At 45.1% G+C, this 13,630-nt stretch carries 15 protein-coding genes and 1 pseudogene; 7 read left to right on the forward strand and 9 right to left on the reverse strand.

What is annotated here, in order from left to right; all coding sequences use genetic code 11:
* Positions 1-35: 35 nt before the first annotated feature.
* The 7 genes and pseudogenes from KEF85_RS12110 to KEF85_RS12140 all read right to left on the reverse strand — a co-directional run bounded on the left by KEF85_RS12110 (position 36) and on the right by KEF85_RS12140 (position 6,698).
* The gene (locus KEF85_RS12110; protein ID WP_215580917.1) at positions 36-1,622 is read right to left on the reverse strand and encodes a P-loop NTPase fold protein; all 1,587 of its coding nucleotides are present in this window, start codon (positions 1,620-1,622) and stop codon (positions 36-38) included.
* A 514-nt stretch (positions 1,623-2,136) separates the two neighbouring features.
* Positions 2,137-3,217: pseudogene (locus KEF85_RS12115) on the reverse strand (IS3 family transposase).
* Positions 3,218-3,366: 149 nt separating this feature from the next.
* Entirely contained in the window at positions 3,367-3,858 is a 492-nt protein-coding gene (locus KEF85_RS12120; protein WP_215580919.1) for a PIN domain-containing protein, read from the reverse strand.
* A gap of 6 nt (positions 3,859-3,864) precedes the next feature.
* Positions 3,865-4,209 (reverse strand): UPF0175 family protein, encoded by a 345-nt coding sequence (locus KEF85_RS12125; RefSeq protein WP_215580921.1) that lies wholly within the window; start codon positions 4,207-4,209, stop codon positions 3,865-3,867.
* A 117-nt stretch (positions 4,210-4,326) separates the two neighbouring features.
* Positions 4,327-4,944: an anti-phage-associated DUF3780 domain-containing protein gene (locus KEF85_RS12130; RefSeq protein WP_215580923.1), complete on the reverse strand. Its 618-nt coding sequence runs from the start codon at positions 4,942-4,944 to the stop codon at positions 4,327-4,329.
* Positions 4,945-4,972: 28 nt separating this feature from the next.
* Entirely contained in the window at positions 4,973-5,266 is a 294-nt protein-coding gene (locus tag KEF85_RS12135; protein WP_215580925.1) for a hypothetical protein, read from the reverse strand.
* A gap of 292 nt (positions 5,267-5,558) precedes the next feature.
* A complete protein-coding gene (locus KEF85_RS12140; protein WP_215580927.1) occupies positions 5,559-6,698 on the reverse strand; it encodes an IS4 family transposase in 1,140 nt (379 codons plus the stop codon).
* Between the two features lie 121 nt (positions 6,699-6,819).
* Here KEF85_RS12140 and KEF85_RS12145 point away from each other — a divergent pair, with 121 nt between their 5' ends.
* Positions 6,820-6,975, forward strand: a complete 156-nt coding sequence (locus tag KEF85_RS12145; RefSeq protein ID WP_215580929.1) for a DUF433 domain-containing protein — start codon at positions 6,820-6,822, stop codon at positions 6,973-6,975.
* Positions 6,972-7,331 carry a DUF5615 family PIN-like protein gene (locus KEF85_RS12150; RefSeq protein WP_215580931.1) on the forward strand — a complete coding sequence of 120 codons (360 nt, stop codon included), beginning with the start codon at positions 6,972-6,974 and terminating at the stop codon, positions 7,329-7,331. The genes KEF85_RS12145 and KEF85_RS12150 overlap by 4 nt, the downstream gene beginning before the upstream one ends.
* A 40-nt stretch (positions 7,332-7,371) precedes the next feature.
* Here the strand turns inward: KEF85_RS12150 and KEF85_RS12155 are convergent, their stop codons facing one another.
* Entirely contained in the window at positions 7,372-8,175 is an 804-nt protein-coding gene (locus KEF85_RS12155; RefSeq protein WP_215580933.1) for a TOBE domain-containing protein, read from the reverse strand.
* Positions 8,176-8,376: 201 nt separating this feature from the next.
* On the opposite strand from KEF85_RS12155, the gene KEF85_RS12160 reads away from it, so the two are divergent.
* From KEF85_RS12160 to KEF85_RS12170, 3 genes are all read left to right on the forward strand, one after another.
* Positions 8,377-8,805: a TOBE domain-containing protein gene (locus tag KEF85_RS12160; RefSeq protein ID WP_215580935.1), complete on the forward strand. Its 429-nt coding sequence runs from the start codon at positions 8,377-8,379 to the stop codon at positions 8,803-8,805.
* A 337-nt stretch (positions 8,806-9,142) separates the two neighbouring features.
* A complete protein-coding gene (locus tag KEF85_RS12165) occupies positions 9,143-9,553 on the forward strand; it encodes a nucleotidyltransferase substrate binding protein (protein ID WP_215580937.1) in 411 nt (136 codons plus the stop codon).
* 2 nt (positions 9,554-9,555) lie between these two features.
* Positions 9,556-9,861, forward strand: coding sequence for a nucleotidyltransferase domain-containing protein (locus KEF85_RS12170; protein ID WP_215580939.1), 306 nt, complete (start codon positions 9,556-9,558; stop codon positions 9,859-9,861).
* Between the two features lie 183 nt (positions 9,862-10,044).
* Here the strand turns inward: KEF85_RS12170 and KEF85_RS12175 are convergent, their stop codons facing one another.
* A complete protein-coding gene (locus tag KEF85_RS12175; RefSeq protein ID WP_215580941.1) occupies positions 10,045-10,776 on the reverse strand; it encodes a carbonic anhydrase in 732 nt (243 codons plus the stop codon).
* A gap of 171 nt (positions 10,777-10,947) precedes the next feature.
* Between KEF85_RS12175 and KEF85_RS12180 the strand changes: the two genes are divergently transcribed.
* Positions 10,948-11,532, forward strand: a complete 585-nt coding sequence (locus tag KEF85_RS12180) for a cytochrome b/b6 domain-containing protein (protein WP_215580943.1) — start codon at positions 10,948-10,950, stop codon at positions 11,530-11,532.
* A 130-nt stretch (positions 11,533-11,662) separates the two neighbouring features.
* On the forward strand, positions 11,663-13,621 hold the full coding sequence (locus KEF85_RS12185) for a heavy metal translocating P-type ATPase (RefSeq protein ID WP_215580945.1): 1,959 nt from the start codon (positions 11,663-11,665) through the stop codon (positions 13,619-13,621).
* Positions 13,622-13,630 lie beyond the last annotated feature (9 nt).

Genomic DNA, 13,630 nt, shown 5'->3' on the forward strand with positions numbered 1-13,630 from the left:
ATATTATACCTTTTTTATCATTGACTTATGACTATTTATAAAAAAAACGAACACGGATTCAGGTAGCTCTCATAAGTTTTTCTGTGAATGCACATATCCAACATCTTAAACATAAAAAATTTTAAATCTGAAATACCAGAATTTAGGATTATGCTTTCTATATCTTGGATTGTTGCGGATTTGAATGCCAGCTCCTGTCGCGCCCCCCATGCACTGTTCTTCGCCACGTAGAAGCAAGCGTCTAAGATCGTGGTTTTCACTTGAGCCTTGTTATTGATATTATTAAACTCTGATTCAATGAGATGATGAATTTTGCGATTAAAAAAATTGTTAAGCTCAGCTTCCTCTAGATTTCTTGCTCTAAATGCCTCAATCCAACCTGCCACAGCAGCATCTGCAATTTGCTGTCCACCCGGAATTTCGGTGATGTTTTCGTGTAAACTTGAGACCATATAAGGGTCTAACAGATGAGCCTTAGCTACTACTAGTGCTGCTTCTTCAAGCAACTGGGCTTCATTCATTCGATAGTCCCACGCCAAACGCTCAAGAAACTTATTGCAAGCATTACGAGCTTCCAATGCATCTTCTTCAGCAATATAACGATCAACGATCGCTGTAACCATAGAGACATCGAATAAGCCTGATTCTAAGTATTCGATGACTACAAGTTCAAAGTCATCGCAACCACGAATTCCTAGCTCTGTCGTAAGCAATTTCCATTTGGATTTACGCTTGCTCTCCTCTGTTTCTTCAACTTTCTTATCGTGAAGAACACTCCAATCCCTATCAGAACCTTGCGAAAGGACAAAATCAAAGTCTGGCCCATCATCAATACCTTTATAGTGAATTGCGGCAAGTAATACTGTTGAAGGGATAACGCGATAGAGCACTGCTTCGCTTAGGTCTTCACGATTCCCAAGGATGCGATTGATCGCTTTTATAATTTTCTGGATAACGCGAATGTTGGTCAACTTGCAAAGTTCCACAGAACACTGAATTGTCGCCTCGTATTTCGATGGACTCAGACCCACGGCAATTTTAAAGGCCTCTTCGGTCGATGTATTCAGTCGCAATTCTTCGTCAATAACTTTCTCACGGAATGTATCCCAAATCTTGCGCTGGTCAAGCTTGTCGCTATTTAGGATAAGAACAAAACGCGAATCATGTTGCTGTGTAAATTCATCAATAAATCCAAGAACTTCATCAATGTTAAGTCTTTCGTGTTTACGCTCAAGGTCATCAAGGACAATTATTTTATTATTGAGCATTGCTGGTGCGAAAATTAGACCTATGTCATTCAATGCCCCCAAGCTCTTATGAACTCCCTCAAGAGCCTTTACACCAGTTTTGTATACTTCAGTTGCACTTTTCCATAGATGAGGATTAGCCTTCATTGAAGGAACCGCACTTTGAAGAAGCTTGATTTTTATTTGCTCGATGGTAGACAGTCCAAACAGTGAAGCATAGAGTGCGTTCTGAACATCCACATCGGCAGATGATTTCTTTACTTCGTCCCACATGTGGCTTTTGCCAGTACCCCACTTGCCCGAAAGAGCAATAACTTTATTATCTTTATCAGCCAACAGTTGAATAAGCTGTTCTTTTGTAGATTTCAACGACATTTTTTACATCCAGCGAATAAATTCGTGTGGTAATTGACTGTCATGGGAAGAACATGAGCAGTTAACATCAATTTTAAGTATATGATAACAAGCAAAAACATTGTACATTTCAATCTATTACAAAGACTTAAAGCCGCACAGCAGGCTTCAAAAAAATATCGGCATATTTACTTTAATCCTTTAAGATCGTCAGTGAGTCGCTATTTTTGCGAAAGCTTGTTTAGGGGCATCCCAGCCCCAACAAGCGGCAAAAATTACGCGACCGCTAATGCCTCCGGCGGCCCCGATTCGTCCTCCTCACCTCGTTCCGACCCAACAAGGGGATCGGAACTTCGGCTCCAAGTGACTTGACGGCGTTTCGCGATGCCTTGCAGGTTTTCTCCGCTTCGCTTCGAAAACCCGCCCGGCGCTACGCCTATCGGGGACTAAAAATCTTCGCTCCACTTACGTTCCGCTTCCAAGATTTTCAGCGTAAGAGTGCATTTGATCTTGCCCGGATTTCACGGACACTCCGCTAAGCGACTTTTTTAGCTTCAAAGGTTTCCGGGCTGACATAGCCCAATTTGGAGTGAATCCTTTTGCGATTGTAATATACTTCGATATATTCGAATACTTGATATTTAGCTGCTGATCTGGTCGAAAATCCTTCCCCATGAATAGCTTCGACTTTAAAACTATGGTTCCAGCTTTCCATGGCGGTAGAACAATACTGGCTGCCACGATCCGAATGCACAATGACGCCTTTAGGCATTCGGTGACGCCATAACGCCATGATCAAGGCATTACAAACCATCGTTGCCGTCATGCGTTCGCCGATGGCCCAATCGATCACTCGACGTGAATAAAGCTCAAGTACTACCGCTAAATATAGCCAGCCTTCATCGGTCCAAATATAGGTGATATCCGACACCCAGTTTTGATCGGGACCGTCTGCCGTGAAATTTTGTTTCAACAGATTCGGTGCGACCGGTAACGAATGGTTGCTATTCGTTGTGGCTTTGTATTTCTTAGCCACTTTCGTTTTCCAGCCATGGCTTCGCATGATTCTGGCTACCCGGTGTCGGCCTGCTGATTTTCCTTCTTCTTGTAGTCGCCGAGTGATTCTGGGTGAGCCAGGACGGCCCTTCTCATCCTCAAAATATGTTTAATATCATTGGCTAGCAATTTATTAGCTTCGCCTCTATCGGAAAGTGGCCTGTGTTTCCAGTCGTAATAACCACTCCGTGAGACAGCTAACATGCGGCACATGAGTTCCACAGGAAATTGACCTTCATTGGCTTTGATCATGGCGTACTTCACTTGGGTTGTTTGGCAAAGTACGCCGCCTTTTTTAAAAAGGCGACTTCCTCTTCCAGGCGGGCGTTTTCTCGTTTAAGCCGCGCCATTTCGGCCTGCTGTAGCTTTTGATCTTCGAAGGGCTGTTCCGTTTGGCGACGCTTGGCTAGCCAGTTGTACAGCATCGATTCGGCGAGTCCTAAATCTTTGGCTGCTTTTGGAAAGCCATCCTTATCGGCACGCTCCAGGGCCTGTTCTTTAAACTGCGCCGTATATTTGTTGCGAACAACTGGGGTCTTGGTTTCGTTTTGGGCTTTCATGATTTTCCTCGGGGTTAGAGATTACTCTCTTAGCCGAGTGTCCGCTAGATCGGGGCAAGATCAGATTGAACAGCCAGATGCAAAGAAGCGATGTGATTATCGATAGAGCCGTCACTAACAAAATCGGCCGCCACTTCGTTACTCGGCTGTTATGTTTCATTCACACTGGCCAATACCTGATTGATTACAGCCGCCGAAATTCGGAAGTCTGAGCTGTGCAATACTTCAAAAATTGCCCGCGCCGATGGAATCAATCCTTGTTTTTTAGCCAAACCGATAATGGCAGCTGTTCCGATAACTCGGAGTCCTTTTTCCTTGGCTACGGCCCTGCCTGCACGTTCATCCATGATCAATAAAACCTGATCGGGATCAGTTAAGCCAATATTGATACAGTCTGTTTCACCGGCATCCAGATCGATGTCTAATGTTGGAGATATAAGATGGGGCCATACTGTTACCGAACCTTCGGCAATTGCATGTGCGATAGCGAGTTCTCCTGGCGCTTTTTTGCCAGGCAAAACTTCCTGTTTTACCGATTCCGGCAAGTAAACCTGACCAAACAATTTTGGTAGCCAGACTAAGCCACCAACCAGCGCCAAGCCAATTAAGGGGCTGGAATCTATGACAACGTTGCGTGCCATGAGTCGTTAAGCTTGGCTAAGCCATTGGTCCAGGGTATCTAAATCCTGCTGCACTTCCTCGGCGGTTTGATCGACGACCGGAATGCCTAAACGCGAAACGTGAGCCATGAAACTGGCTAACGGCATATCAGCGAGTTTTGCGGATCGAGCGAGGGACAAGTTGCCATCTTTAAACAAGGCGGTTGCCAAGGCTTTGCGCACACCCGGCATGCCGATTATTTTGGCGGATTTGAGCCCCACCATTACTGCATCGGGCTCGTTTCTATTCATGACCAACACCATGTCTTCATGCGCCATCCGTAACGCTTCACTAGGGTTATTTTTTAAACCACTGACATTGACGGTTTTCATAGGTAAGTCTCATAGGAAGATTGAGTAGGCTCATTATAGGCTTATTTGCTTTGCATGAAACTTATTAAATATTGGCTTAGGCGCACGTACCAGATAACAACCGTTTCAGTGGCTGATTTATTCAAAATCGAACAAACTGACAGTGCCTTGCGCCGTGTCTTTCTCGGTTGATTGTATTTTGGATTGAGGCTGACGAGGTTTGAAAATTTCGTGTTGGGCAACATCGCCCAAAGCATGACGCAAAGCCAGTCGCCAACCTTTGTTGCCATCATTGATGCCACCCGTGGTAATCGCCGTCATACCGAATAACCACCAGCGCTCTTCCGGGCGTAAGGCCAGCCAATTACGAACGGCGATGGGGATATGATCGAATTCCATGCCTTCCACTGCCCATGCCAATACGCATAACTCTTTACCTAATAAGCGGTCGACTGGATTTGGGCCGACTTTCCAGGTTGAGGTTTTTAGATTGCGCTCTTTCAGGCGCGCATTAAACGCACGTTGCACCTCGCCACGGATGGCAGTCCAGCGCGTGCGCTCCAATACGACACGCACAATCAAACTCTGTGAATGATCATGAGTTTGCATGCCCAAATTTTCGACAATGCTGACACCGCCGGTATTGGTGCGCGGAATCTCAACAATAAAATGATGAGGATCGCTGGTTGCAGGTACACCAAAACCTAACGTTGGATGGACAATCGTTTGCGCAGTTTCTTTTTTACGTGTGGCCATTTAGCTATCTTGGATCACGTCATCCGGCTTAATTGACAAAATCTGAGCAATCAATATCGGAAACATCACGCAACAACCTATCCCCCCCCAAAAATTTCTTGAACTGTTCAACACGCATGCGTTTGCGCTCTTTGGTTGATGCTTCGATAGTGTCACGATAATGATCAATATACTTATTAAAACCGTCTGAAATCAAGAAAGCTCGCTTGTTATGAACAATCTCTGATGATGCATTAATTATTTCTTGGCGTTCTGGCGTCAGATCATTGACAGATTTTGCTTGATTTCGAATAAATTCCTGTCTAGATAAATAATCAGGCAATAAAGTCTATATCTATTTTTGGACTTAAAAATTAATGATTTTGATAGTACAAGCTTGCCCATCTATCAAAATAAACTATTATTAATAAAACTGATTTAAACTTGTAACCTTACGAGTATTTACTACTGGAATATTGACTAATCCAGTCTAATTGTTATGTTTATTTGGATTCTCTGCCCCAACTGTTTAGGAACCATAAATATGAATTTTGAAACCAGAATTACACATAATCCCTTGCAATGCGGCGGCAAACCTTGTGTTCGCGGCCTCTGTACACGACAAAACGCGCCACTTAAATTCTGAGGGTTATTTTCCCAGACCGACTTCGGTCATAATCGATCATAGTCGGCGGACATAAAAACAAAATCCAGAATCGAAGCATCTCATCAGCCGATTTAACCGTTTTCAACAAAAAGTTATTCAGCTCGTCTAGCCCATAACGAAACAAGCTACATTCCGGGCGACCGTGTTGTTTGATGGTTAACGGCTTAACGGCTCGATGTTTCCATTCCCCGACTTTATGGGCCCAGCAAAAAGCAATGGCTTGGAGCGCCATGACTTTCTTAATCCGATAATACCGGGTCAGCCGGGTCAGCCGGGTCAGCCGGGTCTCTTCTAAATGGAAGCCGCGCCCTTTCAAGCATTGGAACAGGTTTTCAATTTGCCAGCGCTGGCCGTAAACTTGAATCGCCTGAGCCAAGCGCCGGTTACTGGCCAACACTAATAGCTCGTTGGTCTCTAATTTTAAGGCGTTCAACCAAACCCACTGATCGCCAATGCGCTGTCTTTTCCTCAGTACGCGCTGCTCGCCCACCTTTAAATCCCGGAATAGGGCTTGAACGGGCTTTCCGGCGTGGCGGCGATTGGTCAGTAACTGATTGTCTTTCATCCGAATCAAATACGGAATGGTATGGTCTGTTAACCATTGCCACCACTGATCGCCAATAAACTCCCGGTCAGCCAATACGCCTTGAATGCCATGCCGACCAAACTGCCGGATGAAGCGTTGCAATAAGGCGATTCGTTCACGCTGATTGGAGTTACCCTGCTTATTCAACACCAACCAGTACACCGGCACCGCCATGCCTTTATAAGCAATCGCCAGGGTGAGGATATTCAGATTGGCCTTTCCCCATTTCCAGTTAGTGCGATCCAGAGTCAAATAATACGACTGGCCCTTAAAATCAAACAACTGCATGATCAGATGCGCCACGGCGTCATAATCAAAAACAACGGTTTGAAAAAAACGCTGAAGCCGCCTGTACCGGGACTTTAAGGTCGCCTGTCCACCAAAATTCACCGCTAATTGCGTTAAATTCATGTGCCTGGATTGGATTAACGCCAGTAACAGACCGATAAAACAATCTAAACGGCGCTTGCTCCAAGACACATGGTCTTTTAAAATCGCTCTAAGCCCATCGTTTAAGTCCATGTTCACCCCCTTTTTTAGTCATTAGAGAGTGAAACAGATTTGCGATGGGCTTTCAAGTCATAAGCTTAGATCATCTTCTTTAGCCGGTTTTTAGGTTTTGTCGTGTACAGAGGTTCGCGGCATGAGAATCCGGGTCAGTGATATTTTGCAAATGCTCGGCGAAGGCGTCAGTAGTGACGAAATTTTACTGGATTTTCCAGTCCTTGAAATACAAGACATCCAAGCTTGCTTATTGTACGCGGCTCGCCGTGCAAATTTGGAAAGATTAGCCGCATGATTTTTTGGATTGACGCACAACTGCCTCCTAGGCTTGCAAACTGGTTGATTCAGACTTTTAATGAGGCCTACGCCTTGCGTGATCTAAATTTACGCGATGCCGAAGACGAACAGATTTTTCATACTGCGCGCCGACCCGGTATCGTCATTATCAGCAAAGACAGTGATTTCGTTGAAATGGTGTTACGTTTGGGCAGTCCTCCCCAATTACTCTGGGTCACCTGCGGCAATGTCACAAATACCAGATTAGAAAACCTGTTGCTAAAAGTATTTCCACGAGCACAAGAATTGCTTTCTCAAGGTGAATCGATAGTTGAGCTAACTGATCTGGATTCTAACCAATATAAAAACCATTAATACATTCAATAACTAGCCGCAACATTCATCACCCCCTCACCTAGCCAAGCCTGGCCAGTAATATTGCATTGCTTTTAAAGATTGCTCGGCACTGCATTCCTGGCTTTAGGCCCATGTTTAAGGCACTGTGCCGAGTAACCAGCGCACTAAAGCTGTCACCGCCTGCCAGGTAGATGACGATTTCGGCATTAACTTCATCCAGATGCACCCGACTGATAATCCCTAAGAGCTGATTTCTGGCGGAAAAACGCCATTTTTCCGGGCCGACAAACAGGCTGATTTCATTTTGATTGATTAAGGCTAACACTTCACTACTCGGTTCAAGCGCTAAAGCCTCCGCTTCGGTATGGCTGAGACTGGCGCAAACCTTGGCGCCGCCTTTAAGTTTTACCAGCACTTCGGTATGAACCGGCCCCTTGCTTAATTGGGTAACCACACCGAACATCTGGTTGGCTGCACTGGTTTTGATGTTTAAGGGCTTCAACAGCATTAATACTTCGGCATCGGCTTCTACGGTTTGATTAAGCTGTAACAAAAACTGCTGATGCTGCGCTTCGAGTTTGGTAAACAGATTAAGCAGAATGCGGCCTGCTGGAGTGAGACTGGTGCCCCCCCCTTTAACGCCTCCGGTTTCTGATGTGATCAGGGTCTTGGCTGATTGATTGTTGGCCCGTTCAATAATAGTCCAGGCACTTTTATAGCTTAAACCCAGCTGTTTGGCTGCCTGATTGATGGAGCCACAACCGTCGATAGCCCGCATCAAATCAAAAATGCTCTGATCTAGTACGGTGGCCAGACGAATTTCGCCTTGCACACATGAAGATGAATTTTCGGTTTTTGCCATATCAAGCCAATTTTTATATTGTCATCACACCACTTTGATCAGCAGCACAAATTCGTTATAGACATTAATACCTATCGAATAAGCTTATTTTAGCGCAATGAGCAAAGTCTGACATTAACGTTATTCGCAATTTAATAACGGAATTTGCTGTCGGCTACTGGTATATTCCTCTCATCAATCATTTAGTCATGGAGTAGGATTATGAAAACCAGTGCACGCAATCAATTTAGTGGCGTTATCAAAGAAGTCGTGATTGGCTCTGTTAACGCAGAAGTCATTTTAGAATTAAGCGGTGGCGAGTTGATCGTGGCAGCCGTTACCAAGGAATCCGTGGAATCGCTGGGTATCAAAACAGGGATTAGCGCGATTGCGCTGGTAAAGGCACCACAAATTATCGTGGTTTCTGATTTTGGCGGTTACAAGATATCGGCAAGAAACCAATTGTCCGGCACTATTTCCAGGGTTACCCCCGGTGCAGTGAATTCGGAAGTGGATATTGAATTAAAAGGTGGCCAAAAAGTGGCTGCTACCGTCACTGTGGACAGCATTAATACTTTGGGTTTACAAAAGGGTCAGACCGTGACTGCGGTGTTTAAAGCCGGCGCGGTTTTACTGGCCATCCCGGCTTAATATTGCTGGGCGGTTGATCAACAGGACTGTGACGGAAACGCTAAACAGGATACGCCGACTCTGGCGGCTCATTGTTTGCAATTGATGCGCATCACTGCGTTCAGCTCGTGCTACCCCGTATCCGTCAAAATTAGATGGGTCGATTACTAGACTTTACTGCCTTAGGATAAACAAAAACCCGCAAGCCACCCGGCTTGGCGGGTTTTTTATTGTGCCGTGATCGCTGAACATTTTAACTGTTGGTAGAAAAAAGCGCATGGTCATGTCACTATGGCCTGACAGCTGTCTATAATAGGCAAAAGCGAATAATATAAGTAAACCATAACTGAAGCTGCCAATGTCTGATACCGATATTCGCTGGAAACAACGCTTCGACAATTTTAACCGCGCCTTGCATCAGCTTAGGCTGGCGGTTGAATTATCACAACAACGTCCGTTATCCGACCTGGAAAGACAGGGCATTATCCAAGGCTTCGAAATTGTTCACGAATTGGCCTGGAATGTATTAAAGGACTTCCTTGAATACGAAGGCATACAAGGTATTGTTGGCTCCCGAAGCGCTGTGCGTGAGGCTTTTAAACGCGGCTTGATTGATGATGGCGAAACCTGGATGGACATGATCGAAAAGTGCAATCTTTCCAGCCACACCTATAACCTGGAGATAGCAGCAACGCTAACGACTGCCATCATCGACAGTTACTACCCGGTTTTTCTTGCCCTGCAACAAGACATGCAACAAAAACTTTGATTATGCCGGCTTTTGGACTTTCCGATAACACCTTGGCACTGATTCACCGGATTCTTGCCGAATTCCCTGACGTCGAAACGGCTATTTTGTATGGCTCCAGAGCCAAGGGTACTTACCGTAAAGGTTCTGACATTGATTTAACTTTGAGTGGGGCAAATCTGGATCAGCGCCAGTTAGCCAAAATTGCCGGCAAACTCGACGAATCAGTGATTCCTTATCAGGTGGATTTATCGATCAGGGAACAAATTGATAATCCGGCTTTGCTGGAGCATATTCAGCGGGTAGGCATGTTGTTTTATGAGCGGTGAGTGGGCGAGCTAACCTGCCTACAGGGCTAGAGCTTACCTTTGAATCAGCAAAAACCCGCAAGCGACCCAGCTTGGCGGGTTTTTTATTGTCAGGTCATAGATGTACCCGAAGTTTTGAGCTCATCTAACTTTTCAAATAAGACGAAGCGCTCTGGAAAAAAGTGGTTACACCATCGAATTAGATTATTTTGTCACTACACCTTTTGAAAAGGTAAGGCTTTGCTTTATTTTTTGTGGCTCAGTCTCACCATTGACGTTGGTAAAAACAAGCCTACCAGAGCCATTTTTATAATCGTTACGAAAATCATAGACTGAGCCGATAATGATTAGCTTGCCCTGCTCCAACTCAGGTTGAAATAGCTTTACAGCAAATGCGACTTGTTGGTTGACATTAGCTTCCACGGCATCTTTGACCTGGACTAGGTCTTCTGGATTGCCTTTGGACACGTGAATAGTACTCAGGTCATCTTTGATAGCGGGTTCCAGCTTGGAATAATCTGTCATGGCCGCTCTCACGGCACCGCACATTGAATGGCCTACTATTAATAACAATGGGGTATGCAGATGGCGGATGCCATATTCAATTGAACCTTTTGCAGTAGCAACCTGATTACCAATATCCCGAACCATGAACAAATCGCCATCTGGATGCGGATCAATCGCATGGGAGTGAACTCTTGAATCTGCACATGTTACTACTGTTGCTTTGGGTTTTTGACCTTTGACAAAGGGCAGAAAATAATCGGATTTGTGCCGGTCAACAAAATTGTGGTTTGCTTTTAGCACATGAGTAACAGCGGCATGAATTTGGCTTTGTTCGCTGCTTGCCGAATCGTTATGGCCTTCTGCATATATGTTGTTCACCAGTAAACCGTTAAGGCCTAACAAGAGAAGTGCTTTAAATATTGATTTCATGGCAAATAAGGTTTAGCAAATTACTGGTAAGCGGTGATAATCATGCTTTATTAGACAATGTTTGTTTTTCTATAAGCGTTGGGGCGCCGAGCTCTAAGCAGAGACGAACAAATAGCATTATATCGTCATCTGTCTATGCTCTTAATCTATTGATTTATAAATGGTGCCAAAATGAACACTCAAGACTCAGTTAAAGTTTGGGATCTGCCGCTAAGGATTTTCCATTGGCTGCTGGTTGCCGGATTTGTTATTGCCTATGTGACTGAAGAGGATTTATTGACGCTGCATGTCTGGGCGGGTTATCTGGTGTCGGGGCTTTTAATCTTTCGCCTTGCCTGGGGCTTTTTGGGTAATCAGTATGCCAAGTTTAACGGTTTTCTGGTCAAGCCTGCGGAGTCGATTAATTATGTTAAGGATTTGATTGCTTTTAAAGCAAAACGCTACTTGGGACATAATCCAGCCGGGGCCGCGATGATTGTCTTATTATTGATCAGTTTGGTGATGACGACCTTAACGGGCTTTGCTGTTTACGGTGCAGATCAAACGGCAGGCCCACTGGCCAGCATTGGGGCTGATAATGAAGAACTGTGGGAGGAATTGCATGAGTTTTTTGCTAACTTCACGCTAGTATTGGTTTTTGTGCATGTTGCCGGTGTGGCCGTTGAAAGTTATATTCATCGGGAAAATTTGGCCAAGGCCATGGTTAATGGCTATAAAAAATTAACGACGGATTCCAGTAAAAATAGGCCCGATTGAACGTTGTGTGATTTTGGTTCTGCCAGCCCCTATACCGATAGGGATTTTAGGTGCGTTCAACACATGACCTGGCGTCTGGGCCATCGCCGACCAGCCCCTAGGCTTGTGTCATGATTTTAAGGGAAAGCCCATGTCTGAAATAAAGAAATCTGTTAGCAAAAGCTCTACTTTTGAAAACAGTATTGCTGGATTGAGTGTGCTGGGCATAGGCTGCTATCTGGTGGTTCACACTGGGCTTGATATGGGGCATCAGACATATACACTGTCGCTGAATATTGCTTTTTCTTCTGCTATTGCTCAACTGTTTCAAGACTATCATCAGTTCACGGTTGAATTAGCACAACTGCCTTTACTGGCTGTATTGCTACTGGGCGGTATTCCGCTGGTATTCCAACTGTTTGTTAAGCTTTTCAAGGGTGAGTTTGGCGCCGATTTGCTGGCAGGTTTATCGATTATCACTGCTGTATTGCTGGACGAATACCTGGCAGGCAGTTTGGTGGTATTGATGTTATCGGGCGGTGTGGCACTTGAAACCTACGCGGTGCGTAAGGCTTCTTCGGTACTGGAAGCGTTGGCGAATCGTATGCCATCGGTTGCTCATCGAAAAGCGGCAGACACGGTGATTGATATCACCACTGAGCAAGTCAATATTGGCGATATCTTAGTGATTCTGCCGCACGAAATTTGCCCGGTTGATGGTACGGTGCTGGAAGGAACTGGGACGATGGATGAATCGTATTTGACGGGTGAACCTTATATGATGTCGAAAACCACCGGCTCACAGGTGATGTCTGGTGCGATTAATGGGGATGCTGCATTATCTATTCGGGCTGACAAACTCTCTGTTGATTCACGATACGCCAAAATCATGGAAGTGATGCGCTCATCTGAGCAATACCGGCCCAATATTAGGCGACTGGGTGATCAACTCGGCGCACTTTATACGCCGTTAGCGGTGGTGATTGCGGTGACTGCTTGGCTATTGAGCGATGATGTGGTGCGATTTCTGGCGGTTTTGGTGGTTGCTACGCCTTGTCCTTTGCTAATCGGCATCCCTGTTACTATTATCAGTTCAATTTCGCTGGCAGCGCGTCGGGAAATTATTATTAAAAATCCCGCCATTCTGGAAACGATAGGTACCTGCCGCACGGCTATTTTTGATAAGACCGGCACTTTAACTTATGGACGCCCCACGCTGACTGGGTTGATTCCGGGTAATCAGTTTAATGAGCCGGAGGTTTTGGCCTTAATTGCCAGTTTGGAACGTTACTCCAAACATCCATTATCCAGTGCTATTGTTAAAACGGCTGAAAAATCGAAAATATCATTTTTAACTGTGAAAAACATTACGGAGTTACCCGGACAGGGGCTTAGGGGTGAGGTTGCAGGCAAGTTGGTACAGATTACCAGTCGGAAGAAATTTATTGAGCAAGATCCCGGTAAAATCGATCTTTTACCGCCTATTACCGGGGGCCTGGAATGTATTGTGCTGATTAATGATGTTTACGCGGCTACACTGCAGTTTAGGGATGAAGTGCGTACTGATAGTTCTTCGTTTATCCATCATTTACGACCTAAGCATCTTTTCGACAAAGTGATGCTGGTTTCAGGAGACCGAGAATCGGAGGTTCGTTATCTGGCTGAGCAAGTGGGTATTAAGCATGTTTTTTTCAGCCAAAGCCCTGAACAAAAACTGGACATTGTCCGCCGGGAAACTCAGCAAGCAAAAACCATTTTTCTGGGCGATGGGATTAACGATGCGCCCTCTTTGACCGCTGCCACCATCGGTATTGCTTTTGGGCAAAATAGTGATATTACCGGTGAGGCTGCGGATGCTGTGATTATGAACAGTTCGTTGTTAAAAGTAGATGAGCTGTTTCATATCGGTAAGCGTATGAGAAAAATTGCGATGCAAAGTGCTGTCGGTGGTATGGCTTTAAGTGTGGTGGGAATGACTTTTGCGGGTTTAGGTTATTTGACGCCCGTGGTGGGAGCGATCACGCAAGAAATTATTGATGTCTTTGCGGTATTAAATGCCTTGAGAGCGGCTATACCACCTAGGTCTCTTTCGGATTATCCTTTAAAATGAGGGGGACAT

Source organism: Methylomonas paludis (assembly GCF_018734325.1).
GTDB classification, from domain to species: domain Bacteria; phylum Pseudomonadota; class Gammaproteobacteria; order Methylococcales; family Methylomonadaceae; genus Methylomonas; species Methylomonas paludis.

Coding starts and splice junctions, on each gene's coding strand:
- KEF85_RS12110 (WP_215580917.1), bottom strand. CDS start 1,622: ATGTCGTTGAAATCTACAAAAGAACAGCTTATTCAACTGTTGGCTGAT.
- KEF85_RS12140 (WP_215580927.1), bottom strand. CDS start 6,698: ATGGACTTAAACGATGGGCTTAGAGCGATTTTAAAAGACCATGTGTCT.
- KEF85_RS12120 (WP_215580919.1), bottom strand. CDS start 3,858: ATGGCACGCAACGTTGTCATAGATTCCAGCCCCTTAATTGGCTTGGCG.
- KEF85_RS12160 (WP_215580935.1), top strand. CDS start 8,377: ATGAAAACCAGTGCACGCAATCAATTTAGTGGCGTTATCAAAGAAGTC.
- KEF85_RS12185 (WP_215580945.1), top strand. CDS start 11,663: ATGTCTGAAATAAAGAAATCTGTTAGCAAAAGCTCTACTTTTGAAAAC.
- KEF85_RS12165 (WP_215580937.1), top strand. CDS start 9,143: ATGTCTGATACCGATATTCGCTGGAAACAACGCTTCGACAATTTTAAC.
- KEF85_RS12170 (WP_215580939.1), top strand. CDS start 9,556: ATGCCGGCTTTTGGACTTTCCGATAACACCTTGGCACTGATTCACCGG.
- KEF85_RS12130 (WP_215580923.1), bottom strand. CDS start 4,944: ATGGCCACACGTAAAAAAGAAACTGCGCAAACGATTGTCCATCCAACG.
- KEF85_RS12180 (WP_215580943.1), top strand. CDS start 10,948: ATGAACACTCAAGACTCAGTTAAAGTTTGGGATCTGCCGCTAAGGATT.
- KEF85_RS12175 (WP_215580941.1), bottom strand. CDS start 10,776: ATGAAATCAATATTTAAAGCACTTCTCTTGTTAGGCCTTAACGGTTTA.
- KEF85_RS12150 (WP_215580931.1), top strand. CDS start 6,972: ATGATTTTTTGGATTGACGCACAACTGCCTCCTAGGCTTGCAAACTGG.
- KEF85_RS12155 (WP_215580933.1), bottom strand. CDS start 8,175: ATGGCAAAAACCGAAAATTCATCTTCATGTGTGCAAGGCGAAATTCGT.
- KEF85_RS12145 (WP_215580929.1), top strand. CDS start 6,820: ATGAGAATCCGGGTCAGTGATATTTTGCAAATGCTCGGCGAAGGCGTC.
- KEF85_RS12125 (WP_215580921.1), bottom strand. CDS start 4,209: ATGAAAACCGTCAATGTCAGTGGTTTAAAAAATAACCCTAGTGAAGCG.